Here is a 23,503-nt window from a genome sequence, read left to right on the forward strand (position 1 = left end):
CTGCGTATCTAGTCGACAACGCCCAGCAGGGAGGAACGGTCACGACCGGCTTGGGGTGGAGCGCGAGGCCCGACGCCTGCGCTCCATCGTGTCTTCACCGTGAACGTGCTGACCGAAGCTCGACGACCTGACCGGGTCCGCCATGCGATCGTCGCCCGTGCCGAAGGGTTCCTCGCTCGCGACGTTATAGCGAACCTGACGGCGGGCTTCACGACCGGGCGACCGCAACAGCAGGAGTAGCCCCATCAGGAGAGGCGCCTGGAGACAATCTCAGGACGGTGCCATGCACTGCCAACGCGCGGCCACGGAGGTCAATGTTCGCGGCTCGTGGCAGCGCTGCACTGCGACGGCGAATGAGCACCGCCCCCGTCCTGGTTGGAGATGGGGGCGGTGCATCCAGTAGATGAGTCAGGCAAGTGCTAGCTATCCGCTAGCTCCTTGATGCGGGCGAGCTGGTGGCGCGCTGACGCGTCCGCATTCTCGTCTTCGCCGAACACATTGGACACGATCAGTGCGTCCTCGCGGTCCAGGTATCCGCTGGCGCGAAGCGCAGAAAAGAGCTCGTTCCAATCGACGTCCCCGCGGTCAATATTGAGATGTTGGTGAACGCGTACGGCGTTCCCCGGCGGGTTCGTGATGTACCGCAGCCCATGAGAGCGGTGGTGGTCGAAGGTGTCTGCTGCGTAGACCGCGCCCAGGCGATCCCCTAGCTCCGGGATAAGTGTTCGCGCTCGATCGCCCATGTGGAACGTGTGCGAGGCGACATAGACGAAGCCGACTGAACGCGAGTTCAGTCCCCGAATAACTCGCCAGGCCTCAAGACCGTCTTCAACGAAGTCGTCGGGGTGCGGGTCGATGTTCACGCGAACGCCTTCTCGTTCGATGATGGGAAGTAGCTGTTCGAAGGACCGATAGAACGCGTCCTCCGACTCCTCCGGCAGCTCGGGGCGTCCGGAGAACTCGGTGTTGATGACCGGAACTTCCATCTCAACCGCGAGTTGAATGACCCGCGTGAAGTTACGAACGGCCGCCACACGCAGATGCTCGTCGGGCGACGAGATTCGCTGCACTGGCAGCAGCGCAGGGATTTTCACGCCTGCGTCCGCTGCTTTCTTCTTGAGAGTGGCGACGAGGTCATCATCTGCCTTTGGGTACCGGAAAAACGGCGCGAAGTCCACGTGCGGGGTCAGCTGCATGTGTTCGAAGCCCAGTCGTGCGGCGACGTCCGGGAACTCTAGCAGCGCGTGGGTGTGGTGGTACGGGGTGGGGTCGAGTGCGATGCGAACCATGCGAGTCTCCTCAGGCGTAGAACGCAGGTCGCTTGGCGGACTCTACCTCGATGACGCCGCCGTCGAGAGCCTTCACTCCCGCCTCGCACGCCAGCGCGACGAGGTAACCGTCCCAAGCGTTGGGGCCGTCGACGAGTCGGCCGTCGCGCACGGCGTTGACCCAGCGCTGGATCTGCTGGTCATAGGCGGTGGCGAAACGGGTGGTGAAGCTTGTGTGATCCTGAACCGAGAACTGACCGTCGCGCCACTGCTGCAGCCCGGAGGGCTGGCCAATGCGCGCGATGCCCTTCTCGAAAACCGCCTCCGTGCCGACCTGGTAGCCGAATTGCACGCTGACGTTCATCTCGACATCGACGAGTACCCCGTTCTCGAGCTCCATCAGCACGAGGATCGGCTCGCGCAGATGTTTGGGCGTGAGCGTGTTGCGGCGGGGGTACTTCACCTCCACGGTCTTGATCGGAGAGCCCGCCAGCCACGGCACGACGTCGAACTCGTGCACCACCGAGTCGGTGATGAGCATCGTCTGCGTGTACGAGTCTGGGACGGTGGCATTGCGGTGCACGCCGCGCACCATCACGAGCTCCCCCGCGTCACCTGAGACAACCAGGTCGCGCAGCGCCGCATACTCGGGGTCGAAGCGGCGCATGAAGCCCACCTGAATGTGCGGGCGGTCAAGCTTCTGCTCGAGTTCGAGGATGCGCGCGGACGATGCGGAGTCGGGCGTGAGCGGCTTCTCGCAGAGGACGGGCAGGCCTGCCGCGAGCGCCGGCTCCAGCACCGGGGCGTGGAAAGGGCCGGGTACTGCGATGAGGACGGCATCCACAGCGCCGGCGTCGATGGCATCCTCAATCCGGGCGAAGGTTGCCGCGCCCGGGGCTCTCTCGGCCGCCGATGCCGCGCGCTGGGCGTCGGGCTCAACAACCGCGGAGACGACGGCGCCGCTGATGCGGTGCGTGATGCGGGCGATGTGGTCGGCGCCCATGAGGCCGGCGCCGACGACGCCGACGCGGAGGTCCTGGCTCATGTGTTGATGCTCCTGTGTTAGTGGATGCGCGCGAGGTGCGTGCAGCCGAAGATGTGCTCGCGAGTGCGCTGGGCAATGGGGAACGGGTAGTCGACGTCGCAGCCGTACATGTCCTGCTCGACGATGGCGAAGATGTCGGGGTCGATTGCTGCGACCGCTTCGATGATTGGGGCGAGGTCCGGGACACCGTGGGGCGGCTCAATCATGATGCCCTGGGTGACAGCGTCCGCGAACGGCACGTCGTTCTTGAGCACGTCGAACAGGAGCGAGGTGTCGACCTGCTTGAGGTGCAGGTAGCCGATGCGATCCGGGCGATCTTGAATCAGTTTGACGTTGTCGCCGCCGTAGTAGGCGAAGTGGCCGGTGTCCAGGCACAGGTTGGTGTAGCGCGGGTCGGTCTCATCGAGAAATCGCAGCACCTCACGGGTGGTCCCCACGTGGCTGTCTGCGTGGGAGTGAAACTGCTGCTTGACCCCGAACTCCTCGAGCAGCGCCTTGCCGAGTCGGTCGTGGCCGGCCGCGAGCTTGCGCCACTGGTCGTCGTCAAGGGTGCGCGCTTCGAGTACCTCGCTGGTGGCGTCGCTGCGCCACAGGTCAGGAATGACCACGAGGTGCTCGGCGCCGAGCTTGGATGCCAGTCCCGCCACCGCCAGGGCTTGGTCCCATGCGCGCTGCCACTGGTCGTCGCCCTTGTGAAAGCCGGTGAAGACGGTACCCGCCGACAGCTTGAGGCCGCGCGAGCCCAACTCGTCCTCGAGCTGGTGCGCGTCGGTGGGGAGGTAGCCGTAGGGTCCTAGTTCGATCCAGGAGTAGCCCGAAGCAACGACCTCGTCGAGGAAACGGCGCCACGGTACCTGCTTGGGGTCGTCGGGGAACCATACTCCCCATGAGTCGGGGGCGGTACCGATACGAAGGCCGGGGTTGTCACCGGCGACGGCGCGGGCGGGCGTGTTGGCGATGTCAGTCATATCTCTCTCCAGTGAGTGAAAAGGGGCGGGGTCAGCCCAGCAGCGGACGCTGGTGAGCTTGCTTCTGCTCGTATTCGTCGCGGGCGCGTTGTGTGCTGTCGAGGGTGGACACCTGCGGCACGGGCACGTCCCACCATCCGTCGCCATCGGGGGCGTAGATGAGCGGGTCGCTGTTGATGTGAATGAACGTCGAGGTCGTCGACGCTTTCGCTGCCACAAGCGCCGCGGCCAGGTCTTCGATGGCGCTGGGTCCGGGCTCGATCTCGACGACGTCGAGACCATAGCTGCGGGCGTTTGCCGCCAAGTCCACGGGAAGCACCTCGTCCCCTTGGAAGTTGCGCGCGGCGTCGTCGTAGGTGCGGTACCAGGTACCGAAGCGTTCGGATCCGACAGTCTCGGACAAGTGCCCGATCGATGCGTATCCGTGGTTCTGGATCAGCACGACGATGAGCTTGATGCCCTCGGCGACTGCGGTCACCAATTCGGTATTGAGCATCAGGTACGACCCGTCACCGACCATTACGATGACGTCGCGGTCGTCACCGTCGGCTAGCAGGCCGCGCTTGGCTCCAAGCCCGCCTGCAATTTCGTAACCCATGCAGCTGAAGGCGTACTCGACATGGTATCCAAGCGGGTCGCGCACCCTCCACAGCTTGTGGAGATCACCGGGGAGGGAGCCGGCCGCCTGCACGACGACATCCTTCGGACCGCTGGCGCGCTGGACGGCGCCAATGATCTCCGGTTGGCCCGGCAGGGCGAGCTGGGACGGCTCGAATGCTCGATCCACCGCGGCATCCCACGCGCTCTTCTCTCGCGCGACGCGGGTGGAGAACTCAGCAGGCACCTCGTAGCCGTCGAGGTCGATGAGGAGCTCTCGTAGCGTCTCGCGAGCGTCCGCGATGACGGGAACCTGGCTGCCGTGCTTGTACGCGTCGAATGCCGCGACGTTGATGTTGACGAAGCGGACCGACGGGTTTTGGAAGGCCGTGCGCGACGCCGTGGTGAAGTCGCTGTAGCGCGTACCAATACCAATGATCACGTCGGCCTCAGCAGCGGCGCGGTTCGCGGCGAGCGTTCCGGTGGCCCCGATGCCCCCGAGGTTCTGGGGGTGATCCCACGCGAGCACTCCCCCACCCGCCTGCGATGTGCCAACGGGGATGCCCGTCGCTTCCACCAACTCCCGCAGCAAGTCTTCCGCGCCCGAGTAGAGCACGCCACCGCCGGCGACAATGAGTGGCGCCTTGGCGGCGCGGATAGCAGAGACGGCACGGGTGAGCGGGCCGCGCTCCGGCAGCGGGCGGCGAATATGCCATTCGCGTTCCTGTAGAAACTCGATGGGGACGTCGAGGGCTTCAGCCTGCACGTCCTCGGGGAGGGAGATGGTTACCGCACCTGTTTCGGCGGGATCGGTCAGCACGCGCATGGCCGCGAGAGCGATCGAGTAAAGCTGTTCCGGTCGCTGGACGCGGTCGAAGAAGCGCGACAAAGGACGGAAAGCGTCGTTGACTGTGAGCCCGATGTCCCACGGCTGCTCCAACTGTTGGAGGACCGGATCCGCCACGCGCGTCGCAAAGGTGTCGCTGGGAAGAAGCAACGCAGGTAGCCGGTTCGTCGTTGCCAGGGCCGCTCCGGTCAGCATGTTCGCAGCTCCGGGGCCGACAGACGCCGCAGACGCAAAGGTCGCACGGCGCCGATGCATGCGTGCGTATCCCACCGACTGATGCACCATGGCCTGCTCGTTTCGGGCCTGGTAGTAGGGCATGAGATCGGGCCGTTCGACGTTCGCCTGCTTGAGCGCCTGGCCGATGCCTGCGACATTGCCGTGCCCAAAGATGCCGAACATCCCGGGGATGGTGCGTTCGCGGATGTCACCGTCGACGGTCCACTGGTTGGCGAGAAATTCAATGAGCGCCTGGCTGACGGTCATTCGCCTGGTTGCTGACATCAGTGTCGTCCTTGCTGGTTCGTGTAGGGCAGGCGGTCGTCGAATGCCTGACCGGTCCAAGTGTCGCGGACCCATGCGTGCGCGGGGTCGTCGCTGATGCGCCACTGCCGTTCCGGGTCGGGGCCGGCCATGACGTTGAGGTAGTAGAGGTCGTATCCGGGGGCGGCGACCGCCGGTCCGTGGTATCCGTAAGGAACCAGGGCGATGTCGCCTGTGCCGACGCGGGCGTTGATGTCGATCTCGCCGGCCGCCGAAGAGTAGGTGGTAAACATCCCAAACGCGTCCTCACGCCGGCCTCCCCGCACCGGGGCGGATTCGAAGTAGTAGATCTCCTCAAGGCGCGACTCGTGACCCGGAACGTGCTCGTCGTGCTTATGGGGAGGGTACGACGACCAATTCTCCGCGGGAGTAATCACCTCGCAGACGATTAGCCGCGACGCATCCAGACTCTCGGGGGTCCCGAAGTTGTGCACCTGACGACTGGAGCGCCCCGCGCCGCGGAGTTCGACGGGGGTCTGCGCGGCAGCGACGTACTGCCACGGACGCGCCTCGTTCGTCGGAGCCTCAGCGACCGCGAACTTCCCCTCGCCCTCTACGGTGGCGGTAGTGCCGGTGGGCAGATACAGGACGTCGGTCGGCCCATCGAACACGGAACGGCGCCCGTGAAGCCGGGTATGCCATTCGCCAGGGTGATGACGGTGGGTGACCACGAACGAGCCAGCCAGGGGCACGATGATGCGCTCGACGCCCGTGTCCGATAGCTCGAGCGCATCATGTTCGCGGAGGTCGCCGATACGGATGCCGGTGTACTTCCATCCCGGAACCGAATCGTTGACGACGCTCTCCCATCCCGGCTGGGCGAGGACTCCGCGCGGGTGGAACCAGCGCTGCGGGTCGTTGCTCACGTCAGTCGTTCTGGGGGAAGCCGAGGTTGATCCCGCCGTGGGTGGCGGGGTCGAGCCAGCGGCTGGTGACGGCCTTCTCGCGGGTGAAGAAGTCGAAGCCGTGCACGCCGTAGGCCTTCGCGTCGCCGAACAGGCTCTTCTTCCACCCACCGAACGAGTGGTACGCGACGGGGACGGGGATGGGGACGTTGATGCCGATCATGCCGACCTCAACTTCGTTCTGGAAGCGGCGGGCCGCTCCCCCGTCGTTGGTGAAGATCGCGGTGCCGTTACCGAACTCGCCGCTATTGATCAGTTCCACGCCCTCGTCGTACGAAGCGACCCGCACGATCGACAGCACGGGTCCGAAGATCTCCTCGGTGTAGGCGCGCGAGGTCGTGGGCACCTTGTCGAGCAGGGTGGGGCCGAAGAAGAATCCCTCCTCGTGACCGTCGACGGTGTACCCGCGGCCGTCGACGACAACGGTGGCCCCGTCGGCTTCGGCGATGTCGACATAACTCGACACCTTGTCGCGGTGCACGTCGGTGATGAGCGGTCCCATGTCGGGTTCGACCCCGTCGACACCGGCACCGTTGCCGATACGCAGATCTGCGATGCGTGCGGTGATCTTTTCGATGAGCTCATCGGCGACGGACGCGACGGCGAGGACGACGGAGATCGCCATGCAGCGCTCGCCCGCGGCACCGAATCCGGCATTGATGGCTTGGTCGGCGACAAGGTCGAGGTCGGCGTCCGGAAGGACCAGCATGTGGTTCTTCGCTCCACCCAGGGCCTGCACGCGCTTGCCGTTTTTCGACGCAGTCTCGTAAATGTACTGCGCGATGGGGGTCGAGCCGACGAAGGAGATCGCCTGCACATCGGGGCTGTTCAAAAGCCCATCCACGGCGAGCTTGTCGCCCTGAAGCACGGTGAAGACACCGTCGGGGAGTCCGGCCTCTTTCCACAGCTGGGCAAGCCAGAGCGCGGCGGAGGGGTCCTTCTCGCTGGGCTTGAGGACGACCGCGTTGCCCGCGGCGATGGCAATGGGGAAGAACCACATGGGCACCATGGCGGGGAAGTTGAACGGGCTGATGATGCCCACGACACCGAGCGGCTGCTTGAGCGAGTACACGTCGATCCCGGTGGAAGCGTTCTCGCTGAACGCGCCCTTGATGAGGTGCGGGAAGCCGGTCGCAAGCTCGACGACCTCCTGGCCGCGGAGGATTTCGCCCATCGCGTCCGAGCGGACCTTGCCGTGCTCGGCGGTGATGATGTCGGCGAGCTCACCCTTTCTCGCGTTGAGGAGTTCTCGGAAGCTGAAAAGGACTGTCTGTCGCTTGGCGATGGAGTACCGGCTCCACACCTCGAACCCCTGGGTGGCGGAGGCGATCGCCTCGTCGATTTCGTTCTGGTCGGCCAAGGCTACGTGCGCTTGCACTGCCCCGGTGGCGGGGTTGTAGATGGGGGCGGTGCGGCCGCTGCGCGAGGGCCGTTCGGCTCCATCGATCCAGTGGGAGACGGTGCGAATGTCGATGATGCTCATGATGGTCCTTGATGTCAGTGGGAGACGGCGTCGGGGATGGGGTGAACGAGCGCGGCTGCGGTGTCCACAGCGCGGGCGACGTCACCATCCGGTGGGTAGAGAAGTGTGCGTCCCACGGTGAGGCCACGCACACCCGGGAGGGATAACGCGTCCTCCCACGAGGCGAACGTTTCGTCTGGGTCGACGCCTGCATCTCCACCCAGCAGAAGTGTCGGAAGCGTTGTGGATGCCATGACTCGCTCCATGTCGTCCACGACCGGAAGCTTCATCCAGGTGTACGCCGATGACGCACCAAGACCCGCGGCGATGGCGACAGACAGAATCACGGCTTCCGTCGACAAGTCATTAACGATGCGTCCTTCCGACCAGGTACTCATGAACGGTTCGAGCATGATCGGCAGCTCCGCAGCCGCGGCGCCCGTAACCGCATCGGCGGTCGCCTGAAGCGTAGAGGCGGTTCCAGGATCGGCAAGGTTGACCCGCACGAGCGTTTTGGCGAAGTCGATGCCCGCCCGGACCATCGCATCGACTGTGTAAGCGCCATATCGGTCGTCCATTTCGAATGACGCGCCGCGCAGACCACCCCGGTTCATGGAACCGACCACGATCTTGCCATCGAGCAGACCCAAGGCAGCGAGATCGTCGATGATGTCCGGCGTGCCGAGAACGCCATCGACCCCAGGGCGAGACAGCGCGGTTGCCAGCCGGTCGAGCAGGTCGTATCGATTCGCCATCGCCGTCGGATTCGATCCGACCCCAAGCGCCCCACGGGCGGGATGGTCTGCGGCGATGATGAAGAGACGCCCGTCGCCTCCCAAGAGATCCCGATGCTTTCGACGAGTGAGAGCATGCGTGATGAAATCAGGCTGGGTTGCACGGATATCGCGGAGACGTTCGAAGTCGTCTGCGGTCAAGGTCAGGCCGGTCATGGGCGGACCCCCTCTAGGCGAGCGAGGACCTCAGCCTCGTGTGGCATTGCTGTCGAGCATTCGCGACGCGAGGCAACGATGGCACCGGCGACGTTCGCGAAGCGCAGGATGCGTTCGAGCCCCCACCCGGAGAGCAGTCCGTGGCACAGCGCCCCGCCGAATGCGTCGCCTGCTCCCAGACCGTTGACCACGTCGACGAAGTGGGGCGGTACCTCAACGACCTCGTCGGCCGTTTTGGCGAGGACACCGCGCGGCCCCTGCTTGACAATGGCGAGCTCAACGCCGCGTCCAAGCAGAGCATCCGCAGCGCGGTGCGGGTCGGTCTCAGCCACCGCGATCTCACATTCCTCACGGTTCCCGACGGCGACCGTCACATGCTGAAGGGCTTCGGCGACACGCTCAGACGCCTGCGTGGGAGACTCCCAGAACATCGGACGGTAATCGAGGTCGAGAATGGTGTGCTCCCGGCGGGCGCGGCGAGACCATGCTTCAAGATGCGTTCCATAACTCGGCTCTTGAGTGAGGCCGGTCACCGTGGCCCAGACGATGCGGGCCGATCCAAAGTCGATCTCGTCGAGCTGCTCTGAACTGATGTTGAGGTCTGGCGCCTTGGGCTCGCGGTAGAAGTAAAGCGGGAAGTCGTCCGGGGGAAAGATCTCGCAGAACGTCACGGGCGTCGGAAAACGGTCATCCACAGCAACCGCGCGGTCGTCAACTCCTAGCCGCTTTAGTTCCTCGTGTAGGTAACGCCCGAAAGGATCGTTCCCCGTCCTGGAGACGAGCGCGACACTGTGGGAGTAGCGAGCCGCCGCGACGGCGACGTTCGCCGCACTGCCGCCCAGGTATTTTCCGAATGTCGTGACCTGTTCGAGGCCAACGCCATCTTGAAGAGGGTAGATGTCGACGCCCAGCCGCCCCATGACGACGACGTCGTGTGTTGATGTGGTCATACTCCGCTGTACAACTTCCTCGCTAGACCAGACTATGTCCTAACAATAACACATGGCGACGACTCGGCCACAAGAGTCAAAATCGACTTCGAGGTGACAAAGTCGCGACGTTGTAACATTGTTGGAACATAGGAGGTCCCGTGACTACTGACGTGCACTGGCCGGCGCAGCTCTTCGACGACATCGACCGCACGGGCCCAGTACCGTTGTACTTCCAGGTATCCTCGCGGCTCGAGCAAGCCATCCGGTCAGGCGCAATCCCCCCTGGCGCTCGCCTCGAGAACGAGATTGCTATCGGGGAGAGACTCGGCCTCTCCAGACCGACCATTCGACGCGCCATCCAGGAGCTGGTGGACCGCGGCCTGCTGGTGAGACGACGCGGGATCGGCACCCAGGTCGTCCAAGGGCAAGTGACGCGACAAGTCGAACTGACGAGCCTGTTCGAAGACCTGCAGTCCACTCAGCACGCACCAGGAACGACCGTTCTTGAGCATGAGGTCATTCCCGCCCCCGCCAACGTCGCCTCCCATCTGGGCATCGCCGAGGGCGACGAAGTTCTGCACATTCGACGCCTACGAACCGCAGACGGCACACCCGTCGCCATCCTCCAGAACTTCTTCCCCGCAAAGACCACCGACCTGAGCCGTGACGAGCTCGAGGAGCGCGGGCTCTACCAAATCCTTCGATCACGAGGTGTTGCCATTCGCATCGCTAATCAGCGGATCGGGGCCCGCCGAGCACACGACGACGAGGGCAGCCTTCTCGAGATCGACAGGGATGGCCCCGTCCTCCTCATGGAGCGAACAGCATTCGATAACGCGGGACAAGCCATTGAGTTCGGCCTGCACATCTACCGGCCAGACCGCTACAGCTTCGAAACGACACTGGTCGCAAAGTGATCCGCTATTTGTCATGACATTAGGTTGACAGCATGACGCGACCGCCCTACGCTCTGGCTCACCAACGAAGGTAAGCCGGAGCTCGTGCTCCGCGCACGAAAGGATCACGACGTCGTGACACGTAACCACAGCACCCGATCGGTCGCCGCACTCGCGGTCGCCGCAGCTGCCGTCCTAGCTCTGTCCGCCTGCTCGGCTGGCGGGGGTTCCACGGATACCTCAAGCAGCGGACTTGAAAGCGGCTACGGCGCACGCGCCGAGAACCGCTCCGCCTACTTCTTCACGTACTACAACCCTGCGAGCGATTCGTTCTGGGCACAGATCCTCAAGGGTGGAGAAGATGCGGCTCAGCTCGGCGGATTGAACCTGACCCATCAGACGGCTGAAGGCGACCCCGACAAGATGGTCGACCTCGTGCAGACCGCTATCGCGACGAAGCCGTCACTCATCTTCATGCCCTTCAACGAGGGGGAGAAATGGGTCGGCGTGGCCTGCGACGCCCACGATGCGGGCATCACCGTCGTGGCGTACAACGTCCCAGCACCCGAGTCCGCTGCCGACTGCGTCTCGGGCTTCGTCGGACAGGACTTCTTCGAGGTCGGCCAGATCGTCGGGACTCGCCTCGTGAAGGACGCCGGACTGTCTTCGGGCGATAAAGTCCTCCTCCCCGCCGAGGAACCGGAGCAGAACTACGCCGTGCAGCGCGGCGGCGGAGTACAGAAGGCACTTGACTCCGTTGGCGCGAAGGGCGAGTACCTCCGTACGTCAGGCAACGATGAGGAAGCGCTGAACGCGCTCACATCGTGGCTGACCGCCAACCCCGATGTGAAGGCCGTCGCTCCCCTGGGCGGAACACCGCACCGCAACATCGTGGCGGCTATGGACGCCGCCGGCGTCAAGGTTCCCGTGGTCGGCTTCGACACCTCCCCGCAAGTTGTCGCTGGCATCAAGAGCGGCGACATCATCGCCACCGCAGACCAGCAGGGCTACGTGCAGGGCTTTCAGTCGGTCACCGAAGGCGTTCTCTACCTTGACTTCGGCCTCTCCCCCTCTGTCATCAATTCGGGCGGTCAAGGGCTGATCGACAGCACGAATGTCAGCCTCCTCGAGGACGACGCCCTCAAGGGCGTCCGGTTCTGACCTGGTGTGGGGCCGCTTCCCGTCGGCCCCACACCCCACATCACACCCACTTCGAAAGGCACTCCCATGCCCAACCCCGTCAACGAGCGGCCACCCACCGATCCGCCGTCCGAACACGTTCTTACCGCCCCCGCCCCGACCGAAGCTGTAATCACAGGCCGCCGCTTGCGCGATAACCAGCCGCACACTTTCAGCGAAAAATTCCGCGACAACCTCCGCTACAGCCGCGGGCGCGGCGCCTTCGAAATCGGCATCATCTTCGCGTTGGTCCTGATTGGGTTCATCATCGCGGGAACAATTGCTCCCGCAGCATTCCCGTTCTTGTCCGCCAGCAACCTCTCTGGCGTCATCTCCCAGTCCATACCCGTTCTCGCCCTCCTTGGAATCGCCGCGGGCATCCTGATGGTCGCCGGCGAATTCGACCTGTCACTCGGCGCCAACATTGGCTTCACCGCCATCATCTTCATCAACGTGTCGGAGGCCACCAGTTGGCCAGTCGGCATCGTTGCAGGTTTGGCGGCCTCCACGTCCATTGCCCTCATCAACGGGTTGATCGTCGTACTCACCAAAATCCCTTCGTTCATCGCAACACTCGGCATGGGATTCTTCTGGGTTGGGGCGAGCATTTTCGTCAACGGCACATCCCCGGCCATCCTCGTGGACGCAAAGGACGACACCCTCACCACGCTGTTCGCGGGGGACTTCGGATTCTTCCGCGCTCAACTGGTGTGGCTCGTTCTCATCGGAGCGCTCGCGTGGCTCTTCCTGCACCGCCACAAGCTCGGCAACCACATCTACGCGGTAGGCGGTAACCCGTCGGCGGCAAAGGCCATCTCCATCAAACCCACCAGCGTTCGGTTGCTTGCCTTCGCAGTCTTCGGCCTTCTTGTGGGATTCGCCACCATCCTCATCTCGGTCCGCACCGGCTCGATGCAGCCAGGCAGCACGGATGACTACACCCTCATGGCCATTGCGGCAGCTGTGGTGGGCGGCTGTTCACTGAACGGCGGACGCGGATCCGTCATCGGCATGGTGATCGGTGCAGCGCTCATTCGCATCATCGAAAACGGCCTCATCCTGGCCAAGGCACCCGGCTTCTACATCCAGCTGTTCGTCGGGTTGATCATCGTCGTCGCTGCAATCTTCAACAAGCTCATGGAAGGGAAAGCGTCATGACCGACGACTACCTGCTCCGCCTCGAGGGAGTCACGAAACGATACGGCGCTAACACCGTCCTCAAAGATGTCTCGTTTGACATCGGCCGCGGCGAGGTCGTTGGACTTCTCGGCGACAACGGCGCAGGCAAGTCCACCCTCGTAAAGATCATGTCTGGTGTGGTCCCAATGACGGAAGGCGCCTACTACTGGGGAGGGGATGCGGTTCCCCACGTGACACGTCCGGTCACGGAGGGCCTCGGCGTCGAGACAATCTTCCAAGATTCCGCGCTCGTTCCCCAGATGTCGATCACACGCAACATATTTATGGGGCGCGAGATCACGAACGCCCTTGGCTTGATGAAGCTCAAGCAAATGGACGAGATCGCGACAGAAATTCTTGACACCGTCGTCACCATCGAGGGCATTAAGAGCTCAAAGCAGCTCGTGTCCTCGTTGTCCGGGGGTCAGGCACAAGCGGTGGCCATCGCACGCGCCGTACATTTCAAGCGAAGCCTGCTGATCCTGGACGAGCCGACCTCCGCACTCGCCGTGAGGGCGACGGAGGCGCTGCTCGACTATCTACGGCACCTCAAGTCGGAAGGTGTCAGTTCCGTGCTTGTCACCCATAACCTGCATCACGCATATCAGGTGTGCGATCGGCACATCGTCATGAACCACGGACAGAAGATCCTCGACGTCCGACGCGAGGACACTTCAGTGGCGGAACTGACTGCTGCGGTGGTCGGAGGCAAGCTTGGGCTGGAACGTCTGCGCGCACAGGCCTCGTAAGACATGAACGAACGGGGCGGTTGGCCGGGAGACCAGCCGCCCCATCTGTCTTGTGCCCAACGCTGCCCACAGTGCCCATCCGTCTCCGGTGTCCACTTGTGAGGACCCCGTGGCCAAGGGCACCCGCCAACGGATACCGATGGCGGATCGCGGCTCCTGGAGACGAACGAGGGAGTTGGCTCAGTGTCTGTGCCGCAAGCCGGGTGGGCCCTCCCCGTCACAGCAGCAGATCCCACGCCATCTGCTCACGAGCCGGGACGCAACCCTGCCGAAATGCGAGACGGGACTCCGCCGCCCTTCCGCCGTGGGTTTGAGCACGCAAACGAGATGCGCGGACCAGAGCGATGCTTACGCTCGGCCGGACGGCTCAGGATGAGGCCTACATGTCCCAGCGCCGACGAGCCAACCGGGCCACCGCCGTGACCTTCAGCTCCCGCCGACGACCAGGTTCAATATTCGAGTAAGACAGGAGTCCTATCCCGGAAGTAGGCCCAGTACACGACAACTCGAAAAAATCGGCGATTCTGCCGCCGCTGCTGGTGGAACTGCAGAAACTGGCTGGCCTAGCGCCGAATACGGTCGTCTCGAACTCGCCCTCGGAGCGGCCATCTCGGCTTCTGCGTCGTCGGCTTGATCCGGTCCTCGTCGCTGAGATCGTCGAGAAGTATCAGGCCGGCGCGACAACCCCGTCACTATGCACCGAGTACAACATCTCTAAGGGTGGGCTGCTGAAACTTCTCCGCGACGAAAGCGCCCAGCTTCGCTGTCAGCGACTCACAGACCAGCAGGTCCGTGCAGCCACTGCGCTCTACGGCAGCGGCAAGTCCCTCGCAGCAATCGCCGACCACTTCGACGTCAGCTACAACGGCGTCCGCCAAGCCCTCATTCGAGCAGGTGTTGAGCGGCGCCCGCGTGGGGGCACTCATCGCTAGGCGGCCCCGGGCTCGCATCTTGCTTCCGCAATGCGGTGGTGCTAGGCCAGCCGTACGCGTGATGAATCAGCCCTCCAAGTCATCGGCAGCTCGACATGCGCTCACCTACAGAATTCGCATCCGCTCGACCTCCGACCCAGGGGCCGCGGAACGCCACTCATAACAATTCACCAGGAAACAGCGGACCGGAACGCAATGATCAGACGTAAAGATCTCGCGCCTTGACCAGAAAGGTGCCGTCAATGTCGCTCCACGCGAAACCGAGTTGTTGCAACCAGTATTCGAGAACGTCCGCAAGTCGTATGGTTAATCCTGCGAGCTCATCTGGCGCAATTCGCTCACGGGACGGTGGAACATCCTGTAACACTGATTCGAATTCCGTCCACGACGGCGAAACGATCGCCAACCAATCACCCGATGCAGCAGTACTAGACGCGAACGGCGCCCCAGCAACGGTCCCCTGAAGTTTGCGCTCCGCCGCGATAGGGGCAAGCTGTTTGGCCCCAATCTCAAGCACCTGCGCCACGCTGTACGCAAGACGCTTCGGCTCTATCTGGCGCAGGTGGTCAACTCTGACCAGTTGCGTCAGCTCACCACGCGCCCACGCGGCCACGTCGATCGGATCGAAACGCGTGAAGGGCATGTCGTACTTAAGCGGCACATCGAGTTCGGCTCGATACTCGCTGATGACCGCATCAGCCACGTGCAAGAATCTCCTTCGTGCTTCACCGTCGCGGTCGATCACTGGTCCGCCAGCTTCCCCTGCCTGTTCCATTGTGACGTGCCTACTCTCGTGACGAGCGAGGCGCGTGATCATCTTGTTCCGTCGCTCGTAATCAAAGTCTGGATCAGTCTGCGGTTCGAAGTAGTACTCGTGCATCAACACGTGAACTTCGTCACCTACGGCCATAACCTTCGCGCCTACGTCCCCAGCACCCCGAGAACTTGTCCAGTGGTCTTTCAATTCTGAGGGGAGACGGTCACGTACGGACGAATCAAAATCCCCTGTGATTATCAACGCAGCCTTGGACGGTTCAAGTGCCGCGTCTTCCACGATGACGGCGCACTCACGACTAGATGAGTACTCATCTTTCCCGTACAGCGATCCCGCGGAAGGGTACTCGAAACGAATATCAATCACGTTGGCCCCAATCTGCATCCCCGATGACTACGAGTCAGCATGTAGCACTACGCCTGGCTCGCGCAATGCGCCAGCCGCTACGCGCTTCGGTCACTGCCGCAAGGGCCCCCGTCTGCCCGACAAGCGGCGCGTGTCGAGGGACGTCCACCCGGAGGTCCGTTAAATCGGTCGCGCCACCACGGGGTTCGTCTTGATGAAAGGGTCGGGGAGACCTTGATCGACCGCACAGGAGCCGCATCTCCGGTAACGTTGTCACCGCTCAATCCTCCCGATCGAGTAGTTCGACCTTGTCTTGACCACACAGTAGCTTGAACTCAGAGTCCGCTTGCGTGATACCCCGGAGCATTCTTGCGGTCCGGATGGCCCCATACAAAGAGAGCATCACCGCGACCGCTAGGCCGCTTGCATCGGTGCAGCCGAGAGGCACTGCCGGTCGCGTTTCGGGAGTCGTCTTCCGATGCTCGACAGGGCTTCCCGTCTCGCCGTCTTCGAAGCCACCTAGCTCCGGCCATCGGAATCCCTGCGAGCCTGGCTCCCATGTCGTTATGTGCTGGACGTGAGCGTACCCGTGTGAATTAGGCCCTTCATCGGCATCAGCGGAATCGAACCGCCACCCCCACCCATCAACCTGTCCGGCATTATCTTCGGCGCAAAGGACCACCCGGATCATCAGTTGGACTAGACCCCCGTGTTCCCGTAGCTGGAAAGTGATGAGCGGCCATAGGGTCTGATCACGCTCACCATCCCGCCCTGGAGTTGTCACGGGCGGCGCGCTAAAGTAGCCCACGATGGGATACCAATTTCGCCTGTTGTCACGCCGACCCCACGATTTGATGTCTCTTGAAGGATCTCCGTTCCCGATAGCCGGGAAGAAGTTCCGAAATTGGGCGGCTGCATCAGCTGTTGTTGAGTCCCCGAGCCCCGCCTGATACCACGCTCCTATCACGGCTTGCAGCTTGGCTAGTTCTTTCCTTTCGGCGTTGGTCACAGCAACAGCCTGTTGGATGGCTCATATCCGACACCAGCAACTTCCTCCAGCCAGCGGTGCTTAAACTCGCCTGGAACATCGGACGGGAACTGAGTTAGCCGACCTAGGGGTCGGAATTTGGAGATGTCCTCGGCGAACGCGGCATCCAAGGATCCGACTGGTGCCGCGCCTGATCGCGCTTGCTGGGCCGCGACCTTTCGAGCGACTGATTCATCAAAGACGGGCCGAGTTGCAAAGGGTCGAAGAGCGTCCCTGAGCGCGGGCTGAAAATGACCAACGTCTCCACCCCATGCAACCTCGGCGAAGCGGTCAAGAGCAGCCAAGTCTGCCGGATCAGAAGTGATTACCCGCCAGTACCGCTCCGCAAGGTGTGGTGCATCAAGCAGGACCGTCTGACTCGGTGTAACGAAGCGCTCGATCCAACGCCTTACGGCTGAGAGCGCCATCGCCTTGACGTACGTTGGCTCATGAAACGCTCCACCCTCGTCGGTACCCGTGTACTTGAACCCGAGTCCACTGTTGGCGAAATCGTGGAAGGTTAGGTCTTCAGGCGCCTTGGAAAAAGGATCGAGCTGACTCGGTGTGAGCCTGGACGAATCGATCGCGAACCGCTCCAGCACTCGCTCGTCCAAGTCAAGATCGTCGCTAAGCCCGGCCGAAAGCTTGAAAGTCGCAACCACTTCTGGGATGGTCGCGCGTTGCCAGGGACGATAGATCGGCGCCGTATCGCGCACCGCACGACCCCAAAGCACGTCGTCGGCGAGTTCGCCAGCCGTGATGTTCAGGTCAGCGACCGCGTTGGCGTTCTGGTTGAGAGTCAGATCAAACACCCGTGGGCGCGCGTGCCGCCCCCAAAACATGTTGACTACGACGATGGCTGGCGCCATCGAGTAGCTCCGGAGCTGGCGTGCTACGTCGTCGCCGTACCCGTTGCGCAAGGTTCGGGACACATCTCTCGCCTCGTCGGCCTGAAGGAGTCCAAGATCACCAGGCGCCGGCGACAAGTCGGAATCTAGAATCAGCAAATCAGCTTGCTCGACGCGCCCGATCGTTCCACGTGATTCGTTGTTCAGCGCTTGACCGTCACGCGCCTCGTCTTCTGCGTCCGAAAGCTCCGTAAGTAGGCCAGCGAGCTTGGCGCCGGTGAGCGTGTCGACAGTTGCGGATGGCAGGTGTGACTCGATCAAACTTTTCCAACGCTCTGCACGATCCGTCTTGTCGTCGCAGATTAGTACGTTAGCGATCATCGCGCGGTTCCCTCCATTCAAGTTGAAGTGCTGTGCGAAAGCGGTTTGGTGGCTTGACGAAGCGAGCTTTCACCCCAACCTCGTCGGCGATCATCCGGACGATGGTGAGCCCCAACCCCATCCCTCCTAGCCCTGCCGCCTCTTTCTCTGCAGATAGGAGGAGTTCTCTGTAAAACGGCTCCCACAAGGTTTCCGATTTTGCTGCGTCCACTCCGACGCCGTTATCTAAGATATAAATCTTCGAATGCGTCTTTCCTCGTTCACCAACCACACTTATCAATGGGTCAGCCGTGTCGGACAAGGCGTTATAAGCATTTAAGAGGATATTCTGCAGAATCGAAGTCCAGGCCGGGAGTGTCGCCGGGGGAAACAGCAGGTCATTTGGTATTCCGGTCACGTCAACCTCGATACCACTTGCCAACGGCTGCATCTCGCGGACGACCTTGCGAACGGTGGGGCGCGCCCGGTATCGCTGCACAGTGTCGCGCGACTCCTTGCTTAATAGAGGCCCAAACACAGCTCTGATTCCCGCGACCCGTTCCTGCCATTCGTCCATCCTCTCAACAGCGCGCTTCACTCGTGCGGCTTGTGGACCAGACAGCGAGTGCGCTACTTCCGTCAAGTCAACTGAGAGGTCATGGAGAGCCGCAACCTGTTTGCTAATCTCATGCTCATATGCCAAAGAGGTACTGCCTGCGGTCGCCAGGGCGCCGAGGAGGCTTGCGTATGCGCTCGTAGACGCTTCGCTAAGCTTTACTGCATTCGCCGTGTCGTCAACCGCGAAGCGCAACTCCTCATAGCTAGTGGGGGATAGCTCGTCCCGCACCCTTTCGACAGTTGCAGCGAGTGCTCCAAGCGATTCCGTAGGGGTGTACTGCCGCTGCTCTCGTAACCGGGTGACGTCGAGAAGCTTCGCGCGGGCAGCCTCCATCGCATATAGATCTAGGCCCGCACGCACCAGCACTCGCAACTGCTGGTAAGCCGCGTTATCAGTAAGCCGATCGCGACTTACCTGGATTGATAGCGGATCATACCCCAAACCTTGGCGAGCGGCCAGCTTGCTCTCCTCGGCGGTCGATATCTGCACCGCGCCATAAATCCGGGCGTTCGAGGGGAGGTCTAAGAGTCCTTTCTTGACCTGCAGCGCTTCCGGAACCAGGCGACTGCGGTCCAGCCTGCGTCCGTGGTCGCGCTCAGCTTCGAGCCAGTCCTGGTCGACGCCGTAATACCCAAGCCTGAATCCGCCATCAAAAAGGTTGACCCCACCGAAACGACGAAGATATTCACGAGCATCGGCAACAGAAACGTTCCGCGGTTGACGGCTCTGCAAAGAAAAGACCCGAATATCGAACCGCGCCCGCTGCAGCGGCGAGGCTGGCACCAGGTAATGCACCGTTCGGCGACTACCATCTTTGATCTCGATATCCACCTTGAGAATACGATCGGGTAGCTTCTTAGCTCCTGGGCGACGAAGCGCCTGATCGTCGTCGTCGTCCGCGGACTGCAGGCGGGGCGGAAGAACACCGTCATAGACGAGGGCACTCTTACCGCTGGGCAGGATTCGACCAGTGATACGAGCAGACCAAATGTCGAGAATTGCTGTCATCTGATCTCGGAACGATTCGTCGATCTCGTCCGAGCCTGTCCGTAGGGTGATCCTCATCCCAGACTGAATATCGTCATCGAAAGGAGGGCGCAGCGCCCAGATTTCGCGAGCGAGTCGAGTGAAGTCTTTTTCTTCCCACGCATCAGCGAGCTCAGAAATTGTCACGACGGTTCCATGCTTCGCCGCGGATGGGAAATCCGCGAGCGTTTTCGGAGACGCCACCTCGACCTGCACCGAAGTGAGCTCGCCTTGCTTCACCGCAGCTTCCCAGTCAATACGAGCGACGATTGCTTCAGCAAGAGGGCCATCCAGCGCTCCTGGATCGACGACCGCACGTGAACGCACTTCGGTCGCCCGGCCGAGGAGCTGAACCGCGAGTCGACCAACGCCCTTAGATCCGGTCAGAGCGCGCTCGTAGGTGGCTGTGACTGACTGCTGCGCTTTTCTTGTGGTGCCGACTCGCATCCAGCGACTCGCGAAATCAGATTCCGACATGCCATGGCCGTTGTCAGCCACGGATATTGACTGATCCTTAAACACGATCTCGACATCCGTGGCGTCAGCGTCGTAACTGTTCTTGATCAGCTCGGCGAGCGCCATGTACGGACGTCCGACGAGCCGCTCCCCTAACTCGCGAAGCAGCGCTGCGTCGACCGTGAAGTTGTAAGTGGTCAAATTGGGGCGCCCTAACTCTCGCTCCGACCAACCTATCTGGCTCCGTCAATCACGTGGGGGCGAATCTCCGGTCCGGAGCGTCGAGTCTGAGGTTGCCGCCGCGGCCGCGCGGCTTGCTCGACGACGATCGCGAGCGCGGAACGCCGCTGCCAGCTCTCGGCGCACTGACTCGCTCACCTCGGAGTAGGTCGGCAATCTGATCTTCTTGAGGTATTGGCCGCTGATGCGAAGATGACCATTGGCCATTTTTACGGAGTACGCCGCGACGAACGCGCCCGCCAGGTCCGACAGGAGGTACCCGCCGAGGACCTCAATATCCCAGTCCGTACTCGTCAGGTAGTAGGCACTGTGCAGAGGCCAGCGGCCGTCTTCGTCCAGAACGGGTTCGATTCGATCGTGGATGTCAGCTACGACCAGCTTACGACCCCGGTACTCGTCAACCGGAGGACGGTCGATAGTGCGCCACCACACGTCGGGGTTGCGCTTAGCCACGTAGCGGGCCTCTAGCGCCTTCCGATGGCTCTCAAAATAAGCAGCAAGCCCAGGGTAGCCCGTTAGATCAGCCAAGACAGGGCCATCCCAGGGGCTAATGATGTATCGACCGCTCCACACGACCAGACCGTGCTTCAGATCGGCCGGGCCGATGGCTTCCTTGACGAACTGCTGCTCGACGTCACCCGGCTCGGTCACGACATATACGTTGTCGGCTCCGGTCGCCATTCCAACGCCCACCGACACACCGACCTCTGACAGAGATGGGAACCGCTTCTCGAGGTCGGCGATCAGACGAAGTCGCTCGGGCGGCCCCGATGGCCAGCTCCCGTCCGAACGAAACTGGCCCCTCAGCACGGATGCGCTGAAGGCGTCGTCGGTCTTGTCTCGGCGATCTGGGGAGTTCCACCACTGGACAAGTCTCTGTGCTCCCTCTTCGTCGAAGTGGGGATTCGCAGTCGCCAACGCAGTACTGGTGTGCCCGGCGCGCTGGATCAGTGTGATGGCGGGATAAGCAGCAACGGGCACGTCGAACACGTCCGCGTCGTGCACTTCGATCAGCGCCCGTAGTGCAAAATCTTCGATGATGTGCTTTCGCAGTCCGGCTCCGTATTGATTGTGCATCCATCGGTCGGCGCAAATGAAGCACAACTGACCGCCGGGCTTGAGGAGCGAGAGACTCGCTTCGTAAAAGCCGATGTATACATCGGCCCTACCTGTCATCGTCTTCCACTTGGCTCGGTACTTTGCGTACTCCTCGGCGGAGGTCTCCTCGACACGGACGTACGGCGGATTCCCGACGACCCACTGGACTTGATCACCGAGCTCACCGAGCAGGAAGTCGCCTTCGACCACCCACCTGTCCGCCAGGCGCGCAGAATGCTCTTGGCTCACGCCATAAGCTACGAGCGTCTCGACAACGGATTCCCGAGCGATGCCGGCGACACGTGCGTCGAGCTCGTACGCACGGATGGCTGTCGAGAGATCTTGAATTGGACGCCCGTAAGCTTCCGCGGAGCGAAGCAGGCGAGGAACTATCCGACGGAGGAACGCACCGTCTCCACATCCCGGCTCGACGATGGTGTCAGCCCCAAGGTCTGCCTTCTCGTCGTAGCCGAGTAGATCGAGCATCAGGTCGACGACCCAGTCTCGGGTGTAAACGACCCCCGCGCCGCGTTCGGCCCGCAGCCTAGGCACTAGCCCGATCCTCCTTGTGAAGTCGCTTAGGCGAAACGCGCCGAGCCATGACGGCAGCCGCTACACGCGAAGCGGCTTCGGTTGCTTCCTCATGCTCCCAAACGGTGACTACCAACCACCCGCGTTCACCGAGGTCGCGCTCCATGCGGAGATCCCGCTCCTGATTTCCGCGCAGCTTCTCCGCCCACCGGTCGGCGTTCGCTTTCGGGTGCGTCTGATGGATGGGGCAGACATGCCAAAAGCAGCCGCGGACATCAACAACGACCTTCGGTCCGATGAACACGATGTCCGACCGCCACCGCAGGTCCGGCTCGGGACGAACCTGCAGCCGATAGCGGAGACCTCGGTCGCTGAGGGCGCGCCGCAACCGCATCTCGGGGGTGGTGTTCCGTTGTTTGGTCGCCTGCATCCGACGACGAACGGATTCTGTTGACGCCCACGACTCAGCCTTCTCGACGCTGGACCGCATGTACGACATGTGGCTCTCGAGGTCGAGGAGAAAATCGTTGTCGAGCTTGATGCCGGACTCCTCGATTCGGGAGAGGAATCCCTTCGTGGCACGGTGCGACAGGGGCCGCAGCGATTCATGGTTGAGCACCTCGTCAAGAGGCTTCGCGGTGATGGCTACCGGCCATCGGGATGCAGCGACGGACTGCACCGCCCTAAAAGGCCCTCCAAAAGCAGCGTCAGGCCACGGACGTCGCTCGTCACGGGGGGTACCAGTCGGAGCATCTCCGGTGGTTCCCTGAGCTGTAGCCAGCAGACGCTCGCCAACCCAGCGGCCCAGGCCGACTGTGACGGCATTGCCAACCAGCTTCCAGCGAGCGCTCGGCTCCCCCGGGACATCCGCGGCCTCGCTCCAACCACGATCGAATCCCTGGAGTGCCTCGGCGTCTTCGATGGATGGAAGGACAATTCGCTGCCCGACAGGCGCGTTCGGACGCCAAACCGCCGGAGCGGATGGGGCTCCTACTGTGGATCCTCCCTTGAGGGTGGGAAGCGCTCCGCGAACGAGGCCGACGCCTCGGCGGCCTTCCGTCCAGTAAAATCCTGATGCCGAGGCGGCACCGGCATCCTGGAATTCACCTTCCAAGCCGGTATCTTCCGCCAACAGGGCAGAGGCCGCTGCACCAGGGGTCCGTGAAGCAAGGAAGATCACGCGATTACGACGCTGGGCGACGCCGAAAGCCCGCGAGTCGAGCATGCGATACGCCCAGTGGTAGCCGAGCGCTTCGACTTGTTCGATGATGAACTTGACGCCGGCACCTCGACCCAGCCTCAACAGATTTGGCACGTTCTCCAGCACGAGCCACTCAGGTCGGGTAGCCGAGGCGATGCGGAAGACCTCCGTCACGAGGCCTGACTGCGCGCCGAAGATTCCGGCTTGCTTGCCTGCGTGAGAGAGGTCGACACAAGGGAAACCCGCGGCAATCAGGGCATGGTCCGCCGTAGGCATGAACCCGCGCACATCCCTAGCTAGCGGCAAGCCGGGCAATTTGGCTTGAAGCACTCGGCGGGCGGGCTCCCAGTACTCACAAAGCTCAACTGCCTGTGCCCCCGCCGCGGTGAGGCCCGTGTCAAGTCCCGCGATGCCGCTGAAGAGGCTGACGAATTTGAGTGGAGACGACGCGCCCCTAAGATCCTGAGTCCCCTGGTCCGGCTGCTTGAGAGTGGGGACGGGGCTCGACATGTCGAAACGACTTTACTC

The 23,503-nt window shown here is 62.5% G+C and carries 18 protein-coding genes; 5 read left to right on the forward strand and 13 right to left on the reverse strand.

The window, feature by feature from the left end; translation table 11 throughout:
* Positions 1–419: 419 nt before the first annotated feature.
* From AB0230_RS08690 to iolC, 8 genes are read right to left on the reverse strand one after another with little or no spacing between them, the layout of a single operon-like run.
* Complete coding sequence (locus tag AB0230_RS08690; RefSeq protein ID WP_366375189.1) at positions 420–1,289, reverse strand: sugar phosphate isomerase/epimerase family protein; 870 nt, start codon at positions 1,287–1,289, stop codon at positions 420–422.
* Between the two features lie 10 nt (positions 1,290–1,299).
* Positions 1,300–2,313 (reverse strand): Gfo/Idh/MocA family oxidoreductase, encoded by a 1,014-nt coding sequence (locus tag AB0230_RS08695; protein ID WP_366375191.1) that lies wholly within the window; start codon positions 2,311–2,313, stop codon positions 1,300–1,302.
* Between the two features lie 17 nt (positions 2,314–2,330).
* A complete protein-coding gene (locus AB0230_RS08700) occupies positions 2,331–3,281 on the reverse strand; it encodes a sugar phosphate isomerase/epimerase (RefSeq protein WP_307213490.1) in 951 nt (316 codons plus the stop codon).
* Between the two features lie 31 nt (positions 3,282–3,312).
* Complete coding sequence (iolD, locus tag AB0230_RS08705; RefSeq protein WP_366375193.1) at positions 3,313–5,208, reverse strand: 3D-(3,5/4)-trihydroxycyclohexane-1,2-dione acylhydrolase (decyclizing); 1,896 nt, start codon at positions 5,206–5,208, stop codon at positions 3,313–3,315.
* A gap of 17 nt (positions 5,209–5,225) precedes the next feature.
* Positions 5,226–6,131, reverse strand: coding sequence for a 5-deoxy-glucuronate isomerase (gene iolB / locus AB0230_RS08710; protein ID WP_366375195.1), 906 nt, complete (start codon positions 6,129–6,131; stop codon positions 5,226–5,228).
* 1 nt (position 6,132) lies between these two features.
* The gene (locus AB0230_RS08715) at positions 6,133–7,653 is read right to left on the reverse strand and encodes a CoA-acylating methylmalonate-semialdehyde dehydrogenase (RefSeq protein WP_366375197.1); all 1,521 of its coding nucleotides are present in this window, start codon (positions 7,651–7,653) and stop codon (positions 6,133–6,135) included.
* Between the two features lie 14 nt (positions 7,654–7,667).
* On the reverse strand, positions 7,668–8,582 hold the full coding sequence (locus AB0230_RS08720; protein WP_366375199.1) for a deoxyribose-phosphate aldolase: 915 nt from the start codon (positions 8,580–8,582) through the stop codon (positions 7,668–7,670).
* Entirely contained in the window at positions 8,579–9,532 is a 954-nt protein-coding gene (gene iolC, locus AB0230_RS08725; RefSeq protein WP_366375201.1) for a 5-dehydro-2-deoxygluconokinase, read from the reverse strand. Before iolC ends, AB0230_RS08720 begins: the two co-directional genes overlap by 4 nt.
* 140 nt (positions 9,533–9,672) lie before the next feature.
* Between iolC and AB0230_RS08730 the strand changes: the two genes are divergently transcribed.
* The 5 genes from AB0230_RS08730 (at position 9,673) to AB0230_RS08750 (ending at position 14,449) form a co-directional block, all read left to right on the forward strand.
* Positions 9,673–10,431: a GntR family transcriptional regulator gene (locus AB0230_RS08730; protein ID WP_307213499.1), complete on the forward strand. Its 759-nt coding sequence runs from the start codon at positions 9,673–9,675 to the stop codon at positions 10,429–10,431.
* Positions 10,432–10,545: 114 nt separating this feature from the next.
* On the forward strand, positions 10,546–11,571 hold the full coding sequence (locus AB0230_RS08735; protein WP_366375203.1) for a substrate-binding domain-containing protein: 1,026 nt from the start codon (positions 10,546–10,548) through the stop codon (positions 11,569–11,571).
* A gap of 66 nt (positions 11,572–11,637) precedes the next feature.
* The gene (locus AB0230_RS08740; RefSeq protein ID WP_366375205.1) at positions 11,638–12,747 is read left to right on the forward strand and encodes an ABC transporter permease; all 1,110 of its coding nucleotides are present in this window, start codon (positions 11,638–11,640) and stop codon (positions 12,745–12,747) included.
* A complete protein-coding gene (locus AB0230_RS08745) occupies positions 12,744–13,517 on the forward strand; it encodes an ATP-binding cassette domain-containing protein (protein WP_366375207.1) in 774 nt (257 codons plus the stop codon). Before AB0230_RS08740 ends, AB0230_RS08745 begins: the two co-directional genes overlap by 4 nt.
* A 539-nt stretch (positions 13,518–14,056) precedes the next feature.
* On the forward strand, positions 14,057–14,449 hold the full coding sequence (locus AB0230_RS08750) for a hypothetical protein (protein ID WP_366375209.1): 393 nt from the start codon (positions 14,057–14,059) through the stop codon (positions 14,447–14,449).
* Positions 14,450–14,648: 199 nt separating this feature from the next.
* Here the strand turns inward: AB0230_RS08750 and AB0230_RS08755 are convergent, their stop codons facing one another.
* From AB0230_RS08755 to vsr, 5 genes are all read right to left on the reverse strand, one after another.
* Positions 14,649–15,608 carry a hypothetical protein gene (locus AB0230_RS08755; RefSeq protein ID WP_366375211.1) on the reverse strand — a complete coding sequence of 320 codons (960 nt, stop codon included), beginning with the start codon at positions 15,606–15,608 and terminating at the stop codon, positions 14,649–14,651.
* 966 nt (positions 15,609–16,574) lie between these two features.
* Positions 16,575–17,825 carry a hypothetical protein gene (locus AB0230_RS08760; RefSeq protein WP_366375213.1) on the reverse strand — a complete coding sequence of 417 codons (1,251 nt, stop codon included), beginning with the start codon at positions 17,823–17,825 and terminating at the stop codon, positions 16,575–16,577.
* Entirely contained in the window at positions 17,815–20,106 is a 2,292-nt protein-coding gene (locus tag AB0230_RS08765; protein ID WP_366375215.1) for an ATP-binding protein, read from the reverse strand. The genes AB0230_RS08760 and AB0230_RS08765 overlap by 11 nt, the downstream gene beginning before the upstream one ends.
* 45 nt (positions 20,107–20,151) lie before the next feature.
* The gene (locus AB0230_RS08770) at positions 20,152–21,795 is read right to left on the reverse strand and encodes an Eco57I restriction-modification methylase domain-containing protein (protein ID WP_366375217.1); all 1,644 of its coding nucleotides are present in this window, start codon (positions 21,793–21,795) and stop codon (positions 20,152–20,154) included.
* Positions 21,788–23,485, reverse strand: coding sequence for a DNA mismatch endonuclease Vsr (vsr, locus tag AB0230_RS08775; RefSeq protein ID WP_366375219.1), 1,698 nt, complete (start codon positions 23,483–23,485; stop codon positions 21,788–21,790). Before vsr ends, AB0230_RS08770 begins: the two co-directional genes overlap by 8 nt.
* Positions 23,486–23,503 lie beyond the last annotated feature (18 nt).

Source organism: Microbacterium sp. NPDC089190, assembly GCF_040701795.1.
GTDB lineage: Bacteria > Actinomycetota > Actinomycetes > Actinomycetales > Microbacteriaceae > Microbacterium > Microbacterium galbum.

Bases quoted from the DNA above. Each gene is read 5' to 3' on its own strand.
- vsr (WP_366375219.1), bottom strand. From the start codon at position 23,485: ATGTCGAGCCCCGTCCCCACTCTCAAGCAGCCGGACCAGGGGACTCAG.
- iolD (WP_366375193.1), bottom strand. From the start codon at position 5,208: ATGACCGTCAGCCAGGCGCTCATTGAATTTCTCGCCAACCAGTGGACC.
- AB0230_RS08740 (WP_366375205.1), top strand. From the start codon at position 11,638: ATGCCCAACCCCGTCAACGAGCGGCCACCCACCGATCCGCCGTCCGAA.
- AB0230_RS08720 (WP_366375199.1), bottom strand. From the start codon at position 8,582: ATGACCGGCCTGACCTTGACCGCAGACGACTTCGAACGTCTCCGCGAT.
- AB0230_RS08715 (WP_366375197.1), bottom strand. From the start codon at position 7,653: ATGAGCATCATCGACATTCGCACCGTCTCCCACTGGATCGATGGAGCC.
- AB0230_RS08745 (WP_366375207.1), top strand. From the start codon at position 12,744: ATGACCGACGACTACCTGCTCCGCCTCGAGGGAGTCACGAAACGATAC.
- iolC (WP_366375201.1), bottom strand. From the start codon at position 9,532: ATGACCACATCAACACACGACGTCGTCGTCATGGGGCGGCTGGGCGTC.
- AB0230_RS08690 (WP_366375189.1), bottom strand. From the start codon at position 1,289: ATGGTTCGCATCGCACTCGACCCCACCCCGTACCACCACACCCACGCG.
- AB0230_RS08700 (WP_307213490.1), bottom strand. From the start codon at position 3,281: ATGACTGACATCGCCAACACGCCCGCCCGCGCCGTCGCCGGTGACAAC.
- AB0230_RS08695 (WP_366375191.1), bottom strand. From the start codon at position 2,313: ATGAGCCAGGACCTCCGCGTCGGCGTCGTCGGCGCCGGCCTCATGGGC.
- AB0230_RS08755 (WP_366375211.1), bottom strand. From the start codon at position 15,608: ATGCAGATTGGGGCCAACGTGATTGATATTCGTTTCGAGTACCCTTCC.
- AB0230_RS08760 (WP_366375213.1), bottom strand. From the start codon at position 17,825: ATGATCGCTAACGTACTAATCTGCGACGACAAGACGGATCGTGCAGAG.